Here is a 21,533-nt window from a genome sequence, read left to right on the forward strand (position 1 = left end):
AACAAGCTCCACAAGTTGCCCTGCTGCTCAAAGATTCTGACATTGGTGTCCGTCTTGCAGCAGCAGAGGTACTAGGGCAGATGCAAGCCAAGGAAGTAGTTCCACAAGTTGCCCTGCTGCTCAAAGATTCTGACTCTGGTGTCCGTTTTGCAGCAGCAGAGGTACTAGGGCAGATGCAAGCCAAGGAAGTAGTTCCACAAGTTGCCCTGCTACTCAAAGATTCTGACTTTCGTGTCCGTAAAGCAGCAGCAGCAGCACTATGGCAGATGCAAGCTAAGGAACAAGCTCCACAAGTTGCCCTGCTGCTCAAAGATTCTGACTCTGGTGTCCGTGGAGTAGCAGCAAAGGCACTAGGGCAGATGCAAGCTAAGGAACAAGCTCCACAAGTTGCCCTGCTGCTCAAAGATTCTGACATAAGAGTCCGTAGACTAGCAGCACAGGCACTAGGGCAGATGCAAGCTAAAGAAGTAGTTCCACAAGTTGCCCTGCTGCTCAAAGATTCTGACTCTGATATCCGTTATGCAGCAGTACAGGCACTAGGGCAGATGCAAGCCAAGGAAGTAGTTCCACAAGTTGCCCTGCTGCTCAAAGATTCTGACTCTGATATCCGTGGAGCAGCAGCACAGATACTAGGGCAGATGCAAGCCAAGGAAGTAGTTCCACAAGTTGCCCTGCTGCTCAAAGATTCTGACGAAATAGTCCGTTTTCTAGCAGCACAGGCACTAGAGCAGATGCAAGCCAAGGAAGTAGTTCCACAAGTTGCCCTGCTGCTCAAAGATTCTGACTCTGATGTCCGTAAAGCAGCAGCACAGGCACTAGGGCACATGCAAGCCAAGGAACAAGCTCCACAAGTTGCCCTGCTGCTCAAAGATTCTGACTCTGATGTCCGTTTTGCAGCAGCAGAGGTACTAAGGCAGATGCAAGCCAAGGAAGTAATTCCACAACTTGCCCTGCTGCTCAAAGATTCTGACTCTGATGTCCGTTTTGCAGCAGCACAGGTACTAGGGCGGATGCAAGCCAAGGAACAAGCTCCACAAGTTGCCCTGCTGCTCAAAGATTCTGACATAAAAGTCCGTAGAGCAGCAGCATGGGCACTAGGGCAGATGCAAGCCAAGGAACAAGCTCCACAAGTTGCCCTGCTGCTCAAAGATTCTGACTCTTATCTCCGTCATGTAGCAGCAGAGGTACTAGGGGAGATGCAAGCTAAGGAACAAGCTCCACAACTTGCCCTGCTGCTCAAAGATTCTGACTCTTATCTCCGTAGACTAGCAGCACAGGTACTCATAAAACTAGGGCAACAAGATTTGCCAGTTGTTGTGCAAATTCTCAATTCAGTTCACTATTATCCCTCTGAGATTGGTCAACTCAGATTTTTAGCTCATTTTTTGGCAGCTGGTAAACCAGAATTAGAAACTCTTATGCAATGGGTTGGTAAGCCTAAAATACGACCAGAGAAACCGAGCTATAAGCAGGGAGTGGAAGCAATGCAAGTTTTCGAGAAAGCCTGGATAGATTGTGATTCTCTGCCAGAACTGCGAACAGAACTAGCACAACAAATTTCTGAAGTTGCTGCTAAAAAACAAATTATTTGGAAAGCCCAGGATCTTAACTTACTGAACACTCATTACAGTAACCTCAAAAAAGTTAACTCCACTCAGGCTGAAGCACTACAGTCAGTAATTAATCATCTGGAATATTGACAGTGGTTTTTCAAAGCCAAAATCACCATTTATATTCATGCTACCTTTTGGCTTGCCCTGATCTTTGCCTACCCAAAATTTCCCCAAGTCCAAGCCATCTTCTTCTACAACCCTTGGGTACGCCGGATTCTCGGTGTCGGCTATGTCGGCTTTCTCCTCACCTGGGTTCCTTTCTTCCGGCGCAAATTATTTGAACCATTCAAATCTTCCCTATTAGCCGATGCCGGCTTAGATAATTTTTATGACCAATCATACTTCCCAGAATCTCAAGTCAAAGTTCCCACCTCAGGAGACATCCTGCCAATTACCGCAGCCCTACCCAGTATTCAAGGACAAATTATCTTAGAAGGTGATTCCGGCTTAGGCAAGTCAATGTTTCTCCGGCATCTGTTGAAAAATCAAAAGCGCATAGTCGTTTATCTCCCCGCCCAGAAATGTCATAAAGGCGTCATTGAGGCAATTCAAGACAAGCTACACGGCCAAGCCAAAGATGCCGACTTCCTAAAAAACCTGATTTACAGTGGTGCGATTGACATCTGCATCGACGGACTCAACGAAGTCACCGCCGATACACAAGCAAAAATCTGCCAGTTTGTCGAAAGCTATTTCCGGGGCAACATTATAATGACTACCCAACCCCTAGAGTGGATACCGCCCTCAACAGCAAAAACATACTACTTGCAACCCCTTGAGCAATAACAAATTCAAGAGTTTTTGATATCCCGTCAGCCGCGACTCCCCAAAGATGCCAAAGTTCAAGGCGACGATTACGCCAAAGCCTGCACCAATTATTTAACAGAAGTCCTGAATAACCAGCAAGTCAAAGAAGAGTTAAACGCTGCCCAACGAACTCTTTCCAATCCAATGGATTTAACAGTGGTAGCGCTGATGTTATCACAAGGCAAATATCCTAACTTGTTTCGCCTGCAAGAACAGCAATACAATTTAATGGCGGCAGAATACCTCAAAGAATGGAATCAAGAATTTCCCTTAAAGAAATTTTCCGCCGCCGTTTACCAAATGCGACTCGAAGACAAACAAGCCCTACCCGCAGATGAATTTCACCAAGTTGTCATGTCTTTGTCAGATGAAAAATACAAAATGGTAGTCAGCCGTCAGTGGGAAGGTGAAAAAGGCGAAGCCAAGAAAGAATGGTACTTCCGCCACGATAAAATCATGGATTTCTTCTTGGTGCAAAACTTTCTCGGCGAAACTGATGCAGCCGAAGGGCTATTAATTGATAGAATGGGCGATCCGCGATTTCGTGGTGTTTATTTCTTGCTAACAACCTTACTTGAGATAGATGCAGCCAAAAAACTGCGGGAAGAATTGATTCAATACGCCGCCGACACGAAAGACAATACGGTGAGTAATACCTTTGTGCGGTTATTGCGTTGCTTCACATCTAGATGGATAGACAGGTGAACCGAAAAGTTCTACAATCTGACTGATTGCGGTAAATTTACCTATTGCCCAATCCATATAAGCATAGTGAAGATTTTCTAGTGATTGCATTTGATTGCGGAAGCACTAAATTAATATAGGAAAGTCTTTAAGTAAAGGGCAGCAAACAAATGGATGTAAAGCTGATTCTAGCCGGATTAACAGTTATATTTACGCTCTCGTGCTTATTTTTCGGCACGAAAAATGGATTCTATGATTCAGATAACTATCACGGCAATGGCTCCGCACATTGAGATAAATCTGTAAACGTTTGGGCGACTTTTCATAGGATGAGTTGGCTAAGAGCGCTCAGAATTTGCAAAGGGAAAATAAACAAAAGGCATTCTTGAGCTTTTAGTTTGTTTGCTTTTCGTTAATCCACCTTTCCGAACCAGTGCGGGTTCGGTGGAGGCGTCCTCCCCAATCAAAAATCTGTATTCTCAGGGTGTAGGGGCGCACAATAAAACTTACCCCTAAGTCACAAAACCAAAATTTGTGTAATTTTTGGATTTTGGGATATGTCTATGATGATCAGGTTTGAGGGGAGGAGAGCATGAGGGATAATCTGTCGGCATCCTCTCACGTAGATGCTGGGGAAGCAGGTAGTGAATTAGAATGTTTGCCCTATAGTGTCCAGCATGACGATGAGGGCATGTGTTTATTGGTGAAGATGGGGCCACACCGCATCCTGTTGGACTGTGGTTTGGAGGATATTTCATCGCTAGCTAAGGGGCTTACTAAGTCGGGACGGGGAGCTAGTTCGCCCCTACCAGCAGATTTAGTTTTGATTAGTCACGCCCACCCAGATCACGCCAGAGGCTTACTGGCATTGCATAAAACTTTTCCAAAGTTACCGATTTATGGTAGCGAAGTAACCAGCAAGTTACTGCCGCTGAATTGGCTAGACCAAGATCCTGAGGAGATTTCCCAATTTTGTCATGCCTTGCCGTTGCGATCGCCTGTGGAATTCCAAGATGGTCTGGTAGCAGAATTATTTCCCGCAGGGCATCTACCAGGGGCAGTGGCAATTCTGCTCACTTACACCACTAAGCAGCGTACTTACAAGCTACTCTATACAGGGGACTTTTTCTTATCAAACTCCCGCCTGGTAGAAGGTTTACGCTTAGAGGAACTGCGGGGCTTAGATTTGGATGTGCTAATCATTGAAGGCAGTTACGGTACATCCCGCCATCCTCACCGCCGCAACCAAGAAAATCAACTAGCAGAGCGAATTAATCGAGCGATCGCTGACAATTGTTCTGTAATCCTTCCCACCCCGGCTTTAGGATTGGGTCAAGAATTATTAATGCTCCTACGCTCTCATCACCACTTCACCGGACGAGATTTAGATATTTGGGTAGATGGTGCTGTCGCCACTGGGTGTGATGCCTACCTAGAACTGCTAGCCCACCTTCCCCCATCCGTACAAAACTTCGCCCGTCATCAACCCTTATTTTGGGATGAACGGGTACGTCCCCGCGTGCGTCGTTTGCAGCCAGAACATCGTGCTTTTGTCGGCAAATCACCTTGTATTGTCCTCACTGACTCCACAACTGATTTGGGTAAACACTGCCAATTAGATACTGGCCCTTGGCTGATCCTTTTACCAGAAAAAATTGATATAAGAGTTAACAAAGAATATTTAGCACCCACCACTGTCGAAAGCTATCTCCTGGCTCAACATAGTGATGGCCCTGGTACTACGCAGCTAATTCATAATTTGCGACCCCAGCACGTCATTTTTGTCCACGGTTCTCCTGCCTACTTGGCAGACCTGACTAGCTTAGAGGAGTTGCAAAACCGCTACCATATACATTCTCCGGCTGCTGAGACTTTAGTAGAACTGCCTATCGGTGATACATTTTTACAACCGGCAGCACCAGAAACTAACTACGAAGGCGAACTCACAGAGTTGGGAACAATAATCACAATTACCCTACCTAATGTGATTACTACCGATCCTCGTTGGCGGCAATTTGCCGATACTGGCTTAATCGAAGCTCGTTGGCAAGGGGAAGAACTAGTCTTAAGGGGATTGTCTCAACGAGAACTGCTCAACCAAAATAGCGATCGCTATACATGGACAGATGTAGACTGTTGCGGTACTTGCCGACATCAAAGGGGGCAACGGTGTTGGAACCCAGCTTCCCCGTTATATAACTTTAAGGTAACTCTAGAAGGTTACTGTCCTGCTTTTGAAGGTTTATCTAATCCTGAGTCTTGAGGACTGAGTTAGGATTTATTAACTCAGCCCTCAGCACTCAGCACTGATTATTCTGGATTCGAGTCAGTGTAACGGTTGTGGATGCGCTCTGCTTCGGGACAGTCTTCAGTCATCAGAGGTTCCACATTCCCGCGTGGCACTGAAGCTAATTTTTGCGTTACAGCACCAATGCTCTCAAGGCGAACCATTTCTTCCCAAGAACAAACTTCGTCCTCTTCTTCTGTTTCATAGCGTAGGGTCACTAAATCTCCCTCTATGTCTATGATGCGGGCGCGTTCAATCCAGCGTTGCTGGTCCCGCAAGAAAACACATACCTCGCGCCCATCGCAACACAGTTGATAAATCTTGCGGTGTAGCATGTACTGTTTCTGCCTTTTTAAACAACGTAGTTAAACCTTTCAAAATCTGGGTTCTACCCCATTACATTACACCTTTAAGAGGTTAATTTCACCGTTCAGAACAAGTACGCTTTATAAACCAATCCCAATACTTGCTTGTAGTTGTCAAAATATTGGGAAATTTTGGGTCATAAATCAGTGTTTGCTCTAGCAATGAACTCAATCTCCTCCGGCTCGTTCTAAGGAATGTCTGCTTCATAGAAGTCAAACAATTCGGGATCTGCCCTAACCAGATTCATATATGCTGGTGAGTCATTATTACCATTATGTAATAAACGATACTCCAAAATAATCGTTGATTGCGGTTGTTTAATTTGCCTACTTTTAGTCATTGGCATTACTGGGAAGTCCGGGGACTTGGCTTTACTTTTACCCATGTGTATCTGATCTTAACTCATTCTCTTGCTGACCTTGGTAATTTTCAACAACAACACCTAAAGAGTTTTAAGATTTTTGCCTGATCATGGCTAAAGAAAAGCCAAGATAGTGGGGAGTGCATCAGGCAGCTTCCCTCTGTTCCTGTGCTTCTTTTGGAGGAGCAGGGAGATTTATATGGTAGGGGATAATTCCATAAGCTTGTTCGACGAGGACGCTTCTCGTTTAATTTTACCTGCGCGAACTGCATTGTATAGGGCTGCAAGGGCTGGTAAATCTTCTGACTGATAGCATTTAGTAGCCACTACTTGATGGAGTAAACCCTCAGATTCAACACTAAGATATCCAGTTTGGAAAGCAGATTCAACGATTGTGCGAATCATCTTGGTTAGGGCAAAGTAAACAATTTGTTACTTCAAGTGTGGAACATTTCCCGCTGCTACTAGTTGATATGGAACATGAAAATCATGTGATTATAGTTACATATAATTAGTGATATGCATCACAATAATGGGTTATGATAAGAGTTTGCGATGGGAGTACTAGTAGTATACTTAAAGTATTTAATACAATTTATTCAGTATTGATGTTGATCAGCCGGATGGTTTGACAATATTAAAATATAAAAAAACTTTTAGGCAAGTATCCAAAAAATATAGTGAAACATAAGCAATCAAGCAAAAAACTGGCGGAAATCCTCATCCTTTTGACTCAATTTCACCCAGTCTAGATTTAAGGACTGGAATTTTTGCACCAAGCGATCGCAAGCAGGACGTTCAGTAGCATAATGTCCAGCATCGATTAAAATTAGATTGCGCTCACGGCTTTCTTGAAACTGATGAAACTTACAATCAGAAGTCAGATAAGCTTGAGCACCAGTTTTAACGACAGATGAAATGTAACTAGCCCCTGAACCACCCAAAACGGCAACTCGTGAAATTGTTTGCTGTAAATCAGCAGTTGGGGAAAAAATCAAATGAGGGGAAGCAAGTCGGGTTTGAATTGCTGCGAGTAATTCCTGTAATGTCAAAAATGGTTCTAGCCAACCAACACGACCATATCCTAACCCTGCTTGTGTAGGTACTATGGGAGTAACTTCCTTTAGCTCTAAAATCTGAGCTAAAACGTCAGCAGTACCATCCTGTACTTGGTCAAAATTCGTGTGAGCAGTGTAAATACCAATATTGTGGGTAAAAGCTAACCGGATCATTTCTGCGATCGCTTCACCACTGCGTAATGACTTGGGAGGAGTAAAAATCAAGGGATGATGGGCAAATATCAGATTAGCATTAAGAGCGATCGCTTCCTGCATTACTGCCAAAGTCGGTGTCAAACACACCAAAACCCGTGTTTTTTCGTGCAAAACTCCTGGTTCAATCTGCCAGCCACAATTATCCCAGCTTTCACACCAAGCAGGATTTGCCCATGCTTCAAACCAAGTAATTAAATCACCAATTTTCATCCTATTTTTCCAGCCAATTATTTTGTATGCAGCAAGTAGCTAGATACTTGCCTTGTAAAGGGTTACATTTTTGATTTTTGAATTTTTGATCAGTGTCTCTGTGGTAGAATACTTAATTTTAATGCTAATTGCTGGCGCATTTCTTGAAAAGGTTTATTCCATACTGGGCTAGCGTTCCAGTTCCACACTGCCACTGGAATAAGTTGTTCTTCAGCAAGATAAGTTAGCAGACGGTATTCATCTTCTGGTTCACGAGAAAATGTGAAGGGATTGCGATAACCTGTTTCACATAGTTTATAAGATGTGATCTGACCGTGATTAATACGTTGTAAAAGTTCCTTGCCTTTGACGAGCAAATAATCCAAAAAAACCAGACTAAAAGGCTCTATATGTGCCCGATTTTGTGGTTCTTTTTGTACCCATCTTGCCCAATCAAATCCATACATAAAATCGTGAACGTAACGGAAGCGCATTTGCGTTTTATTTCCGAACATCTCTATCAGTAAAACCATTTTTTTGCCAAAAACTTTTAAAAAAGGAATAGCACCCTCATCTGCTACTAAAGCCTGTCTAAGCATACTACTTACCAAAAAATCAAAATCCCAGAAGATGTTTCCTGGAAAATTTTGCAACTGAGTGCAGACTATAGATTCGAGAGTTTCCTGAAGGGTTGTAATAAATTGAATGTCAGTGTTTTCTTCAGTAATAAAATTTCCCAATTCTGCAAAACTGGTAATTAATCTCTTTTGGGGATTAAGTGATAACATATTAACAGACTGCTGGGCAAGGATTTCATCAAGAAATTGGAAGGTATGAGTTGGTGTCAGTTCTTGCTTCATAGTAATTGAAATAGCCCAGACAGCTTACACTAAAATAATATTAGTTTATAGTCTGAAAATAGATTATTGAATAATTACAAATAAACTTAACTTTTAAATTTACAAATTTACATAAATTATTTAGTATGTATCTAGTCAATTTTACATCACTAATTTTTGTAAAAAAGCGATGTCTACGACGGGCTACGCCTACGCAGCGAAATTTGTTTAATGCATATGACCGCGAAGTTGACGAGATTTTTTCCACAAGTTACACAGTATAAATAGGGCGTTTCAACTCTACAAAGTCACACCTTAAATGAATTAAATTTGAGAATTTACTATCCAGAAATGTGGATAACTAATTCCCTCGAATGACTGCGCTGGCGATGTTCCCAAATATAAATTCCCTGCCAAGTTCCTAGCACCAAATGACCGCGATTAATAGGGATATGTTCAGAAGTATGGGTAAGTGCGGTACGAATATGTGCCGGCATATCATCAGGGCCTTCTGCATCGTGGATGTATTTGCCTGATTCTGGCACGAGTTTTGCCATAAAATTAGCTAAATCTATAAGGACATCGGGATCAGCATTTTCTTGAATCACTAAACTGGCTGAAGTGTGGCGCAAAAATAGAGTACAAAGACCAGTTTCCACTCCCGACTCTGCAACTATAGCTTCAATTTTCGCGGTGATGTTAGAAAAAGATTTGCCCGTGGTGGAAATTTTTAGTAACTTTTGGTAGTGAGTCATCTGTAATTTGATTGATTATTGACTAATAACCGTTGATTTTTTAGTTTGGATGATTTGCCTCACCATATAAATAAAGTTTATAGCGGTTTTCGTTTGGATGCAATACGCGCTTCGGGCGCACATCTGCGCGTCCCTACTGTATTTTACGTAATTGAAAACAGCTATAACCTTCTCAGCAGATAGCTAGTAGCCGATGAGAGGCTATCAGTTAAGTCAAGTTTAATTACTGCGAAAATAGTTGACAATAGCATGAGCGATCGCTTCATTACCATCCTTGGCAATTGGTTGAGATTGCTTTGGTGGTTGGGGTAACTCACGCAGAAAATCCCAAGTTCCTTGAAAAAACTCAGAAGGGGTGATGATTTGGTGCTGGTTATAATTAATTATGCCTTCTAGTATAAAATTCGCTTCAGCAAAATCTTCACGTGGTATAGTAATAATAGGCACTTGTAGTATTGTGGCTTCGGAAAAAGTACTGTAACCAGGTTTAGAAACGACTCGTCCACAAATAGGCATAAAATCTACAGGGCGGTATTTGCGGTCATCAATTTTCACTAAATTAGGTAAATCAGGGGCAGATTGATCAAATACGATGAATTGCCAATCTGAAAATCGCCGCAGGTTATCATAGGGGATTTGCTGTAAACCCAAACCGCCAAAGGTCAACAAAATAGTTTTTTCAACTGGTGTAGTTATTCCCCAAAGAGAACGTAAATCATCAGCAGAGTAACGGGGGGAACCGCCTGTTAAGCCGACATCTGTGATATTGTTACAAGCCTGCATCGGTTCATGGAAGGGTAGACGAAACAGGCGATCGCACTTTGAGTACCAATCACTAATCCAATCGGCAACTGCGGTAAATTCACCCCCCCAATCTCGGTAGATCAAGTCCCAACCAAAGTTACTCATCATCCAGCAGGGAATATTTGCAGCTTTGGCAAACCCAGGAGCCAGGAAGGAAATATCTGCCAAGATGAGATTAACACGATTTTGGCGGATAAAATTGACTTCTGAGGCAATCAGCGAATTTTGATGCTTCTTAATATCGAGCAACTTTTCTAAAGTCGCTACTTTATCCATTGTCAAACTATCAGTTTGCACCACACCCAAATCAAATGCACGGGGACGATAGATAAAATCACCTTCTATATAGCACTCTAGCAACCAGCGGGGGGCAGTACTCACCATAATTAGCAGAACTTCTGGACATAACTTTTGAATTGTCGCAGCTACAGAAGCCGTGCGGGTAGCATGACCAAAACCGTGGTTAGTTATGGCTATGTATAAGATTGGGCGTTCCATTTTATAGTTAGGAGTTATAAATTATTAAATGTAGAATGTAATTGAGTCTCTAGCCAATCTTTGATAGTGGATTCATTATTGAATAGCAAAATATTTTCATCTACTTCAGGAGGCTGAAAATTTTGTATTAGTTCTGCAAAAATCTCCTTTTTGATTCCTTGGCGTTTTTTAGTCTGTTCATTCATTTGCATTCTTATGTAAATTTCCTCTAGCGGAACATTGAGGTAAATTACTTTGCTTTTATAATCATGTCGTTTGGCGACCTCTCTAAATCTGTCACGCAACCAACGAAAACAGTTTGTATCATCGAGAATGATATCTTGTTCTAGCTGCATTAAATTATCCAAAATCCCAATTGCGATCTGGTGAGTATTTTCCCACTCTTCAACGGGAATACCATCTCCACCAAAACCAAGTCCTCGCTCTTTATTGATATCATCCAGACTTACATATGCATAGTTTAGGTAATCGACTATTGCTTTAGCCAAGGTACTTTTACCAGAAAACGCCAAGCCACAAAGTAAATAAAGGGTTTTCATTTAGTTCAGCAGAGTTAAGTACAGCATCTTAGCTTGAGATACCATAACGCACTAGTAAAAGTGCGTTACAACACACCCTACTGATCCTACATTTTACAAAAACTTTGAATTGCCTCAATCAATTGGTCAATTTCCGATTCTAAAGTAAAGTAATGAACACTAGTGCGTATACAGCTAGGGTCAGCAATTGTCCGAGTTAATATCCTTTGTGAGTCTAAAAATTGCACCAACTTCAAATGAGCTTGGGGCTGATTCTGGGTGAGTTGAAAAGAGACTATACCGCTTTCAGGTGGGGAAGTTCGTAGACATTTGACATCGGGTAACGCTACTAACTGCTGCCAGAGGTACTCACTGTTATGGCAAATTTGCTCGTAACGTTCCTGTGAGGTTCCCCATTGCTGATGGATTGCGATCGCCTCCCGTAACCCAACATACAACGGATAAGCTAATGTAGACACTTCGTATCGTCGCCCATCTGGAAGCCAATCTACAGGCTGAGATTGGCTATCCACAACAATGCCATTCAAGCCAATAAATGTAGGTTTCAGGCTTTCTCGTGCTTCTGGTCGAACATACAAACCACCAGCACCCGCAGGGCCACATAGCCATTTGTGACCAGTGAAAGCATAAAAATCTACTCCCAATTCAGTCAAATTTAAAGGCAACAAGCCGGCAGATTGGGCAGCATCTATCAGTAGTAAAGAATGATTATTTCTGCATACTTCGGCAATTTTATCAAGAGGTAAAACTTGACCAGTATTCCAGAAAACATGACTTAATATCACAAGACGAGTATTAGGGCGTAAGTGCTGGATAATAACTTTTACGGGGTCGCCCTCATTTAAAGTCGCTTTTAGAGGACAGGTAGTAACTTCCACAGCAAATCTCCGCGCGATTTCTTGTGCTGTGGCAATCACACCTGGATGTTCGCAGTCTGAGAGCAGCATATGGTCGCCAGCACGCCACTCAATGCCCCACATGGCGATATTACAGCCAACAGTGACATTTTGGGTGAGGGTAATTGTTTGACTTGGTGCATGTAACTCCGAAGCGATCGCTTCTCTTGCGGCTTGAGTCTGGGGCGCTATCCAGCGATATGCCTCATTGCCAAAGGGGCCTATGTGCTGAACATGAGCTTGAGTTTGGGTCATAGCATCCATTGCCCTTTGGGGCATCGGCCCTTGTCCCCCATAATTGAAATAAGCCTTATTCGCTAAAGCGGGAAATTGCTCTCGATGGCTATGCAACCTAGTTTGTGCGACAGAAGTACTAGTCATACCAATTTTAGATTTTAGATTTTAGATTTTGGATTTTGGATTAGTCAAAAGCTATTAGTCATTGGTCATTAGTTTTTCATCTCCCTGATCTCTCTCGTCTCGCCCACTCCATTATTAATTGTCTGAGTTACTCCCAGAGTGTGCTAATTCTTGTTAACTTAAAAGGATGCTAATTAATGCTGAACTCCTACTGCAATACCAACGCTGTAAACGCCGGCCTTTTCTAGATATCCACGGTGACAAAAGTCAGCGCGATGATACCAATGAGTTGCTGCGAAAACTACAACAGGACAAAAGCGCCCATCAGCTGAGTTTTCTAGCACATTTGACCTATCACCAACCAGATTATCCATACGGAAACTGGGAAAGGGGAGAGGCGGCAACTTTAGAATTGATGCAGCGTGGGGTGGACTACATTTATAAAGGAGTACTGTTAGCAACTTATTCTGAAGGATACACCTTACTGAGTCGTCCAAATTTACTCGTTAAACAGCCAGGACAGTCCCGTTTTGGAGACTGGATGTACGTCCCGGCTGGTATTGAACTGGGTAAGCGCCCTAAACAAGAATATCAAGTTGTCGCCGCATTTCATGCCCAGGTGTTGGCAACAGTGCAGGGAGTTGTACCAGAAATAGCTTGGCTTTTATTGCGGCGAACCAATGACAGAAGTTATGCGGTGGATCTTTTCAAATGGATACCACGGATGCAGCAGATTCTGGAGGAATTTATTCAAGTTTTAGAGTTACCGAATCCGCCAGAGGTGTTTATTTCTCGGCAAAAATGCAATCTTTGCCATTGGTATAGTCAATGTTATGCCGTTGCTCAATCTGAAAAACATCTCTCACTGTTACCAGGCGTAACACCCATTCGCTACACTCAACTGCAAGCCCTAGCTATCACTACACTGGAATCTCTCGCCAACACCAGTCCTAGCACCTTAGAAAACCTACTTGGTTTCGACAGGGAAGTAGCGCCCAAGCTAGTGGTGCAAGCTCAATCTGCACTGGAAAGACGACCCATAATATTACCCTACCCGCTACCAATTAAAGATATTACATTCACAGCACCCATAGAGCTTTACTTTGATATTGAGGCACAGCCAGACTTGGATTTAGATTATCTTTTGGGGGTTTTGGTCGTTGATAGACTTGCCAATACAGAACAGTTTTATTCGTTTTTAGCAGAAAAACCAGAAGACGAAGAATTAGTTTGGCAGCAATTTTTGGATTTAGTTTGGCAATATCCCGAAGCGCCAATTTATCATTTTTGTGTCTACGAGTTTGATACAGTCAAACGGTTGGCAAAGCTTTACAACACTCCCTACGCCTCAGTGCGTCCTATACTGAATCGATTTGTGGATGTGTATGAACAATTAACCCAAAGTGTAACATTGCCTGTAGAAAGCTATGCCCTGAAAGCGATCGCTCGTTGGTTAGGATTTGAGTGGCGGGAAAAAGAAGCTAGTGGCGCTAAATGTATTTACTGGTATGATCAGTGGCTAGAAACAGGCGATCGTACCTTATTAGAAATTATCCAAAGCTACAACGAAGATGATTGCCGCGCTACCCACAGAGTGAAAGATTGGCTTGTCAACTTTTTTCAGGATGAATACGGTTTGCGACTAGCTTAAGTAATTTCGTATTTTCTAAAGGTTTTCAATTGGTTGGAATATATGTTATTTGTAGTGGCGCACAGATGTGCAGCATTAAAACATGTTGCATCCTTCAGCATGATGTCTCATTCGTAATTTTTAGACTTTAACAAAAAAAATCTATGCAGCTGATTAAAAACATCTTCACAATCCCACGAATTATTTATTTATTGCTAGCAATTATAATTATCATTTTTTTATTTATAAATTTATATACAAATGCTGTTGAAGTGAGTAGCATAGAGTTTATCGGGGAAGCCACTTTACCAAAAGGTTTAATCTTTAAAAAAACTGAAGTGGGAGGTTTCTCTGGAATTACATATGATGCAAAAAACAACCTTTATTATGCTATTTCCGATGACCGAGGAAAAAAAGCTGCCGCCCGTTTCTACACTCTTAAAATTGACTTAAGCAAGGGTGAGCTACAAAAAGGTAAAGTTCTTCCTGTCAGTGTTACCACATTATTAAATGAAAATGGTCAAACATTTCGCCCTGGTGAAAGTGATACAGAAGGTATTGCGTTAACTAATAAAGCAACTGTGTTTATTTCTTCTGAAGGCGATGCTGGAAAATTAATTAATCCTTTTATTAAAGAGTTCTCGCTCTCTTCTGGCAGAGAAATTAAAACACTTTCCATACCAAACAAATTTTTGCCAGATAAAAGTAGTCAAAAAGGTATCCGTAACAATTTGGCTTTTGAAAGCCTCACTATCACACCCGATAAAAAGCATCTATTCACAGCTACCGAAAATGCTCTAATTCAAGATGGTGTCGCAGCTAAACCTAACATCGGTAGTCCTTGCCGGATTTTGCAATACAACTTGCTCAACAACCAGCCAGAAAAGGAATTTCTTTACCAAACTGAACCAGTTTCACCCTTTTTGAATTTGACTGGCAAATTCGCTAGTGGATTACCTGATTTACTTGCTCTCGATAATCAAGGACACTTCCTAAGTTTAGAACGGTCTTTTACTGGTTTAGGATTTGCTATTTTCCTATTTCAGGTTTCTTTAGAAGGAGCCGATGATATTCATAAGATTGATAGCCTTTTAGCAATTAATTCCAAGAGTATTAAACCAGTTCCGAAAAAATTGCTGTTAGATTTAAGAACCTTAAATGTACTGCTAGATAACATTGAAGGCTTAACTCTTGGCCCTAAACTACCCGATGGACAACAATCATTAATTCTCATCAGTGATAACAATTTCAACTCCCTGCAACGCACCCAGATACTAGCCTTTAAAATTAAAATTGAAACACCACTAATCAGATTATTGCGCCGTTTACTCCCGAATCTCAACCGTTAACTGTACAGAGGCATCGCACCCTTTACTGCTATTCACTTGTTTGAAGCTTATTCCTGTGTATTCACGGAATTTGCTAGGCAACTTTATCTTGCCTATTTTTAGTTTACGTGTAATTTCTCAACCGGATTCATTAATAAATATGTTACACAATGATTAGGGAGTTTTGCAGAAAGATTAACCATAATTACAACAGAGGATTAATATTCTAAAAATTAGGATGTTTTTCAGATTTAAATTTAAAAATTAGCTAGACTTATTAAAGTATTTTGCAACAATGTTTTTCATAAATAATTCTTATGTCACAAAATCAAATTGAGAGTATGGTAGGGCAAAAAGCAGAATTAGATGATTACATTGGAAAATTTTTAAATAATCGCTATTTAATCATAGATTTAATTGGTAAAGGGGGGATGGGTAAAGTTTATTTAGCAGAAGATACTGCTAAAGGTGGTATGCCGATCGCAGTGAAAATTTTATCACTCAGTTTGGTGAACCAGCAAATGTCCCAACGCTTTGCCAGAGAGATTTTTATTGGCGCTCAATTGGGTCGCAAAAGTAAACATATTGTTCGTATTTTAAGTTATGGTGTTACTGAGGATAAGACTCCCTTTTATGTAATGGAATACCTCCAAGGAAAAAATCTCAAACAAATTATAAAAATTCAGCCCTTAACAATATCAAAGTTTTTGGAGATTTGTAATCAAATTTGTTTAGGTTTACAATGTGCCCACCAAGGTATCAGCCTCAAGGGAGAGATTTATCCCATTGTTCACAGGGATATTAAACCAGAAAATATATTCATTAGTGAAGATAGTAAACAAGGAGAAATTGTTAAAATACTAGATTTTGGTATTGCCAAATTTTTAACAGAGCGAAGTGGGATGACCCTGACAGATTCTTTTATTGGCAGTTTGCCTTACTGTTCTCCAGAACATATGGAAGGACGCAAATTGCTAGATGTCCGCTCTGATATTTACAGTTTGGGAGTACTAATGTTTGAAATGCTGACAGGAAAACATCCATTTCAGACAAAAAGTAACTCCTTTGGTACTTGGTATCAAGCGCATCGCTTTCAAATGCCACCTACAGTTGAGGAAGTGAATCCGCAAGTCAAAATACCACAGGTGTTAGAAAAATTACTGATGAGTTGTTTAGCGAAAGAAATAAGCGATCGCCCTCAAAATATCAACCAAATATTAGAAGATTTAGAAAAGGTTAATACTCAGCTTAATGATGTTCTTCCTAGCAAAAGTACTGAGATTCTTAACCTCTCGTATCCAGTTCAATTAGTACCTGCTACTTTATTATCAGAAAAAGATTGTTTACAAAAAATTTGGCCTAAAAATAAACCAATTGCATCAATTGGTTTTCCGCATTTACTACATACTCATCAAAGACTCATACCAACTTTTTGGTCAATGTTGCCCAAACAAGAGATTACAAAATATTTGGATAAAATACATGGTACTGAATTTATTAGTAAAATGAATGTATACCCGATGCTATTATGGGTAACAGTATTATATAATGCCCAACCTTCTATGACTAAGTGGCTACCTTATTTTCTGGATTTGAAAGATAATAAAGGGGAGAATATAGCACGTAGTTTAGCAGAAGTAGGCTACTATCATCTACTATTTTTTGCCCTAGAAGATCCAAACCGTTGCTCTCATGTAACGACTTTAAAGCTTACAGCTAATCAGCGCCAGCAACTTATAGATTGCTTAGATATGAGTCAACAATCAAATGAATTAATTTCGCCTGATGAAGCTAAAAATCTTCTAAAAATAGATTATGAAAAGCTAAAATTAGATATTTTACAAAAGTTAGCTTTTCATCAAAAAACTGAGAAAGAAGGTTTAAAAAATTGGATGAATAAATTCTTGGAGACTTTTTTTAAACTTTTATCACGTCCTTGAAAGTCTGTTATCAAAATGAAAATGCTTACCACCATTACCCAATGATATTCTTATGTGTCTACTGCTAACTTTAAATCGACTCAGCAGCAGAGGTGAACAAAGTGAATCAAAGCCGATTTACATCTCCAAGTAGTACGGGCTTGCTTGCCAATCGTTATCAACTCAAGCAATTAATCGGTAGCGGTGGCATGGGTGAAGTTTTCTTAGCAAATGATATTTTGTTAGGAGGTACACCAGTTGCTGTGAAGTTTTTGACTAAAACTGTTGTCGATACCAAGATGCAACAAGACTTTGTTCGTGAAGCTTTAATGAGTGCAGCTTTGAGTCAAAAGAGCTTACATATAGTGCGGGCGTATGATTATGGTGTGAATGAGCAAGGAAAACCATACTACGTCATGGAATATCTATGTGGAAAGAGTTTAAAGGATTTAATTCCGCTGCCTTTGTCCATGTTTTTGACTCTCTCCCGCCAAATTTGTTTGGGCTTACAGTGCGCCCATCAAGGTATTAACATTGATGGTAAAATTTGTCCATTAGTTCATAGAGATATCAAGCCTGCCAATATATTAGTTATTCCTGATCCGATATTGGGTCAGTTAGTTAAAATTCTCGATTTCGGGATTGCTAGATTTTTAAATTATGCATCAACAGCTAGTACAAGCAGTGGATTTAATGGCACTTTACCCTACTGTTCTCCAGAACAGCTAGATGGGGAAAAATTAGATAGTCGCTCTGATATTTATAGCCTGGGTGTGATGATGTTTGAAATGCTCACAGGCAAAAAACCGTGGCAACCAGAAACTGATTATTTTGGTGCTTGGTATAAAGCACATCAGTTTGAAGAACCAAAAGCGATCGCAGATGTTAAACCCACTCTTAAATTACCTCAGAAGTTAAATAATTTAATCATGGCTTGTCTTGCTAAAAAAGCAAGCGATCGCCCACAAAATATCGCTCAAATTCTGCAAGTATTAAACAGTTTAGAACAGCCCGATAGTCCCCGTTTATCTACAACATCAGCCTCTAGTTCCATTCTTAACTGTCCCTTATATTCGGGATTACCAATCACAGTAGAACAAAAGTGTCTGCAACTTTTCTGGCCTGAAAATAAACCAATTCAAGAAATTGTTTTTCCCCAGCTTTTAGACACTGCACAAGGAGCTATGACAGCGTTATGGTTGATGTTGCCTAAACAAGAAATCAAAAACTATGCGGTTTCTACCCGTTATAATCAATTTATCTTCATAACATCCCCTCACCCAATGCTGTTGTGGGTGAGTATACTCTACAATCGGCAATTATTAGCTCCTAAGTGGCTACCCTGCTACCTAGATATGCAAAATCCTCAAAATCTTAGGGTGGTAAGTTTCCTGGCTGAAAATGAATACTATCCTTTGATTTTCTTCACTCTAGAAGCACCACATTCCTGCACCAACGTTCTCAGCAGTCGCATCGAGCCAACTCAGCGGCAAATGTTGAAAACCTGGGTGCAACAGAGTCATAGTCTACCACCCGCTTCTCAACCCCAATTGAGCAAACAGCTATTAAAGCAGCAGTATAAACAAATGCAATCCCGGATATTACAGCATCTAGAATCAGAGCCACAGGTTGTATTATCAGGTTCTATTTAACGAAAAATTTCCCCCAAGGAGCGATCGCCCGCTAGGCAGACGGGGCAAAAATAATTCCTAACTGCAAAACACTTGACAATTAGAAAATAAATAGCGATAATAGCAAAGTTGCCAAACAAGGGACTGTAGTTCAATTGGTTAGAGCACCGCCCTGTCACGGCGGAAGTTGCGGGTTCGAGCCCCGTCAGTCCCGTTATAAAGTTATCACTAGTGAATCTTGAGTAATATTAGGAATTGGGCATTTATTATTTACTAATTCCTAAGCCTGCATTTGCTTGACTCAGGATTCAGGGTTTAAATATAAGCTACATTTATCAAGCTTTGCGAAAGAGAGAATTAACTGTGACTGTCAGAGTCCGAATTGCGCCGAGTCCAACTGGAAATTTACATATTGGTACAGCTAGAACGGCTGTATTTAACTGGCTATTTGCCCGCCACCACGGTGGGAAATTTATACTGCGAATAGAAGACACAGACCTAGAGCGATCGCGTCCCGAATACACCGACAATGTTCTTGAAGGACTGCGCTGGCTAGGACTTAACTGGGATGAAGGACCATTTTTTCAATCCCAACGCCTGGATCTTTATAAAGAAGCAGTACAAAAACTGCTAGATCAAGGATTAGCCTATCGCTGCTACACCACTTCCGAAGAACTAGAGGCGCTAAGAGAAGCTCAGAAAGCTAGAGGCGAAGCTCCTCGCTATGACAACCGTCACCGTAACCTCACGCCAGAACAACGCGCCGCATTTGAAGCAGAAGGTCGCTCTTCTGTGATTCGCTTCAAAATCGAAGATGGGCGGGAAATTGTCTGGAATGACCTAGTAAGGGGAAAGATGTCTTGGCGAGGTAGCGATTTAGGTGGTGATATGGTCATCGCCCGCGCCTCAGAAGAAGGTAGCGGTCAACCACTGTACAACTTTGCAGTTGTAGTGGATGACATAGATATGCAAATCACCCATGTCATCCGGGGAGAAGACCACATCGCCAACACCGCCAAGCAAATTTTACTGTATGAAGCAATGGGTGCAAAAATCCCAGAGTTTGCCCACACGCCGCTGATTTTGAATTTGGAAGGGCGCAAGCTTTCTAAACGAGATGGTGTTACTTCCATTTCTGACTTTCAGCAAATGGGCTTTACTGCTGAAGGCTTAGTGAATTACATGACATTGCTGGGTTGGTCGCCACCAGACTCGACGCAAGAAATATTTACCTTAGAAACAGCAGCCAAAGAATTTGGCTTTGAGCGTGTAAATAAAGCAGGTGCAAAGTTTGACTGGGCAAAACTCGATTGGTTGAACAGTCAGTATATCCACAATACGCCAGTAGATAAACTTACAGATTTACTCATACCCTATTGGCAAGCGGCTGGGTATAAATTTGATGGTGGAAGAGAACGTCCCTGGTTAGAACAGCTAGTAACTTTAATTAGCCAAAGCTTGACTCGTTTAGTAGATGCAGTAGCTCAAAGCCAACTGTTTTTTAGCGACATTGAATTTAGCGACGAAGCCAGTACACAACTCAAGCAAGAAGGTTCTACTGCTGTGCTTGAGGGGATTGTCACAGCTTTAGAAAATCAGCCGCAACTATCGGAAGCCGCCGCCCAGGACATTATTAAACAAGTGGTGAAAGAGCAAAAAGTCAAAAAAGGCTTGGTGATGCGATCGCTCAGAGCAGCCTTAACTGGAGATGTTCATGGCCCCGACCTCATTCAATCTTGGTTACTATTAAATCAGATTGGTTTAGACAAGTCGCGCTTAAGTAAGGCAATAACAGAAGCTAATTAGCGATTACTTCCAGATTTTAGAAATATTTTAGACTTTAGGGGCGCACAAAGGTGTGCCCCTATCCATAAGGTAGAGCAACTATCGGAACAAGAAATCATTGACTAATTACTAATGAATTATCCCCAATTTAAAATCTAAAATAGGTAGTCAATTCTCCTCACATTGGGAACTTGGTGTGTAAAATTCATGTCTTCAAAAACACTTAGAAGCGAACGTAATTACAATGCCGACAAAAGCGCTCAATAGAGGGATGAGATTATCGTTCATGATAGTTACGCTATTCATCATATCGACAGTTAATGCTGTGACTGATGCTCAGGAAGCGCCAACGATATTTGGAGATGTCACCATTGGGCCCCAGTTTTCGCCAGACCCCCTGACAGTTCGCGGGATGAGTGGTGGTTCAATATCTGGGAGTCAAGTAGCCGCCAGAAGCGAAACAGCCACTGGCCCTTGTACCGGATTTGTTGATGAAACACCAGACCACACATTAGTGCTAACAAGTAAATTTGACTACCTAAAGCTGCAAGTGCAAAGTCCTGAGGACACCACCTTGATTATCAAGGGACCCGGTGGTACTTGGTGTAATGACGATGTTGACGGTAAAAATGCCGGCATTGTTGGTGAATGGTTGGCTGGAAATTACCAAATTTGGGTTGGTTCCTACGAAAAAGGCAAGTATCTCCCTTACACTCTACAAATTACAGAAGTTAAGTAGGTAAAGGGAGGGCAACGGTACACAAAACCCTTTCCGCAAGTTGATTGGATGGTACGAGTTGTTCGTTCAAATATCAAAAATGAGCCGGCACTAAATTACTATTGGGCATTCCACAACCCCAAATTCGCCCAACCGGACTTCAATCCCAGTTCTACTTCTAATCAGTTTGAGTATTTTACAAACACTAGACATTAATAATCAATTGCATCATTTGAAAAGACCTAGCATT

The 21,533-nt window shown here is 41.3% G+C and carries 19 protein-coding genes and 1 tRNA gene; 11 read left to right on the forward strand and 9 right to left on the reverse strand.

All coding sequences use genetic code 11. The annotated features are described in order from the left end of the window. The 4 genes from V7K46_RS28560 to V7K46_RS28575 form a co-directional block, all read left to right on the forward strand. Positions 1–1,700, forward strand: a 1,700-nt coding sequence (locus V7K46_RS28560; RefSeq protein WP_335119264.1) for a HEAT repeat domain-containing protein, incomplete at its 5' end; no start/stop codon positions are given. A gap of 372 nt (positions 1,701–2,072) precedes the next feature. After that, complete coding sequence (locus tag V7K46_RS28565; protein WP_335119266.1) at positions 2,073–2,399, forward strand: hypothetical protein; 327 nt, start codon at positions 2,073–2,075, stop codon at positions 2,397–2,399. A 15-nt stretch (positions 2,400–2,414) separates the two neighbouring features. Then, the gene (locus V7K46_RS28570; protein WP_335119269.1) at positions 2,415–3,125 is read left to right on the forward strand and encodes a hypothetical protein; all 711 of its coding nucleotides are present in this window, start codon (positions 2,415–2,417) and stop codon (positions 3,123–3,125) included. 571 nt (positions 3,126–3,696) lie between these two features. Continuing rightward, the gene (locus V7K46_RS28575; RefSeq protein WP_335119272.1) at positions 3,697–5,367 is read left to right on the forward strand and encodes an MBL fold metallo-hydrolase; all 1,671 of its coding nucleotides are present in this window, start codon (positions 3,697–3,699) and stop codon (positions 5,365–5,367) included. A 47-nt stretch (positions 5,368–5,414) separates the two neighbouring features. Here V7K46_RS28575 and V7K46_RS28580 read toward each other — a convergent pair whose 3' ends face one another. From V7K46_RS28580 to V7K46_RS28620, 9 genes are all read right to left on the reverse strand, one after another. After that, positions 5,415–5,726: a DUF6679 family protein gene (locus tag V7K46_RS28580; RefSeq protein WP_012408115.1), complete on the reverse strand. Its 312-nt coding sequence runs from the start codon at positions 5,724–5,726 to the stop codon at positions 5,415–5,417. 218 nt (positions 5,727–5,944) lie between these two features. Further along, positions 5,945–6,142, reverse strand: a complete 198-nt coding sequence (locus tag V7K46_RS28585; RefSeq protein ID WP_335119274.1) for a hypothetical protein — start codon at positions 6,140–6,142, stop codon at positions 5,945–5,947. Between the two features lie 171 nt (positions 6,143–6,313). After that, entirely contained in the window at positions 6,314–6,523 is a 210-nt protein-coding gene (locus V7K46_RS28590; RefSeq protein WP_334725977.1) for a hypothetical protein, read from the reverse strand. A gap of 290 nt (positions 6,524–6,813) precedes the next feature. Then, positions 6,814–7,602 carry a Nif3-like dinuclear metal center hexameric protein gene (locus V7K46_RS28595; RefSeq protein WP_335119276.1) on the reverse strand — a complete coding sequence of 263 codons (789 nt, stop codon included), beginning with the start codon at positions 7,600–7,602 and terminating at the stop codon, positions 6,814–6,816. A gap of 89 nt (positions 7,603–7,691) precedes the next feature. After that, positions 7,692–8,441 (reverse strand): hypothetical protein, encoded by a 750-nt coding sequence (locus tag V7K46_RS28600; protein WP_335119278.1) that lies wholly within the window; start codon positions 8,439–8,441, stop codon positions 7,692–7,694. 320 nt (positions 8,442–8,761) lie between these two features. Then, a complete protein-coding gene (locus tag V7K46_RS28605; RefSeq protein WP_335119280.1) occupies positions 8,762–9,175 on the reverse strand; it encodes a secondary thiamine-phosphate synthase enzyme YjbQ in 414 nt (137 codons plus the stop codon). A gap of 219 nt (positions 9,176–9,394) precedes the next feature. Then, complete coding sequence (locus V7K46_RS28610) at positions 9,395–10,477, reverse strand: glycosyl transferase (protein WP_335119282.1); 1,083 nt, start codon at positions 10,475–10,477, stop codon at positions 9,395–9,397. A gap of 14 nt (positions 10,478–10,491) precedes the next feature. Next, positions 10,492–11,016, reverse strand: coding sequence for an ATP-binding protein (locus V7K46_RS28615; RefSeq protein WP_335119284.1), 525 nt, complete (start codon positions 11,014–11,016; stop codon positions 10,492–10,494). An 86-nt stretch (positions 11,017–11,102) separates the two neighbouring features. Beyond that, positions 11,103–12,293 (reverse strand): aminotransferase class V-fold PLP-dependent enzyme, encoded by a 1,191-nt coding sequence (locus tag V7K46_RS28620; RefSeq protein ID WP_335119286.1) that lies wholly within the window; start codon positions 12,291–12,293, stop codon positions 11,103–11,105. A 166-nt stretch (positions 12,294–12,459) separates the two neighbouring features. Here V7K46_RS28620 and V7K46_RS28625 point away from each other — a divergent pair, with 166 nt between their 5' ends. The 7 genes from V7K46_RS28625 (at position 12,460) to V7K46_RS28655 (ending at position 21,304) form a co-directional block, all read left to right on the forward strand. Beyond that, the gene (locus V7K46_RS28625; RefSeq protein WP_335119288.1) at positions 12,460–13,923 is read left to right on the forward strand and encodes a TM0106 family RecB-like putative nuclease; all 1,464 of its coding nucleotides are present in this window, start codon (positions 12,460–12,462) and stop codon (positions 13,921–13,923) included. 143 nt (positions 13,924–14,066) lie between these two features. After that, the gene (locus V7K46_RS28630; protein ID WP_335119290.1) at positions 14,067–15,251 is read left to right on the forward strand and encodes an esterase-like activity of phytase family protein; all 1,185 of its coding nucleotides are present in this window, start codon (positions 14,067–14,069) and stop codon (positions 15,249–15,251) included. 296 nt (positions 15,252–15,547) lie between these two features. Next, positions 15,548–17,170 (forward strand): serine/threonine protein kinase, encoded by a 1,623-nt coding sequence (locus V7K46_RS28635; protein ID WP_335119292.1) that lies wholly within the window; start codon positions 15,548–15,550, stop codon positions 17,168–17,170. Between the two features lie 101 nt (positions 17,171–17,271). Further along, positions 17,272–18,801: a serine/threonine protein kinase gene (locus V7K46_RS28640; RefSeq protein ID WP_335119397.1), complete on the forward strand. Its 1,530-nt coding sequence runs from the start codon at positions 17,272–17,274 to the stop codon at positions 18,799–18,801. A gap of 119 nt (positions 18,802–18,920) precedes the next feature. Next, positions 18,921–18,994: transfer RNA gene (locus V7K46_RS28645), tRNA-Asp, on the forward strand. 149 nt (positions 18,995–19,143) lie between these two features. Beyond that, complete coding sequence (gene gltX, locus V7K46_RS28650) at positions 19,144–20,586, forward strand: glutamate--tRNA ligase (RefSeq protein ID WP_335119294.1); 1,443 nt, start codon at positions 19,144–19,146, stop codon at positions 20,584–20,586. 223 nt (positions 20,587–20,809) lie between these two features. Then, the gene (locus tag V7K46_RS28655) at positions 20,810–21,304 is read left to right on the forward strand and encodes a hypothetical protein (protein ID WP_335119296.1); all 495 of its coding nucleotides are present in this window, start codon (positions 20,810–20,812) and stop codon (positions 21,302–21,304) included. Positions 21,305–21,533: the final 229 nt, after the last annotated feature.

Origin of the sequence: Nostoc sp. (genome assembly GCF_036917395.1) — a bacterium.
Lineage (GTDB): Bacteria > Cyanobacteriota > Cyanobacteriia > Cyanobacteriales > Nostocaceae > Nostoc.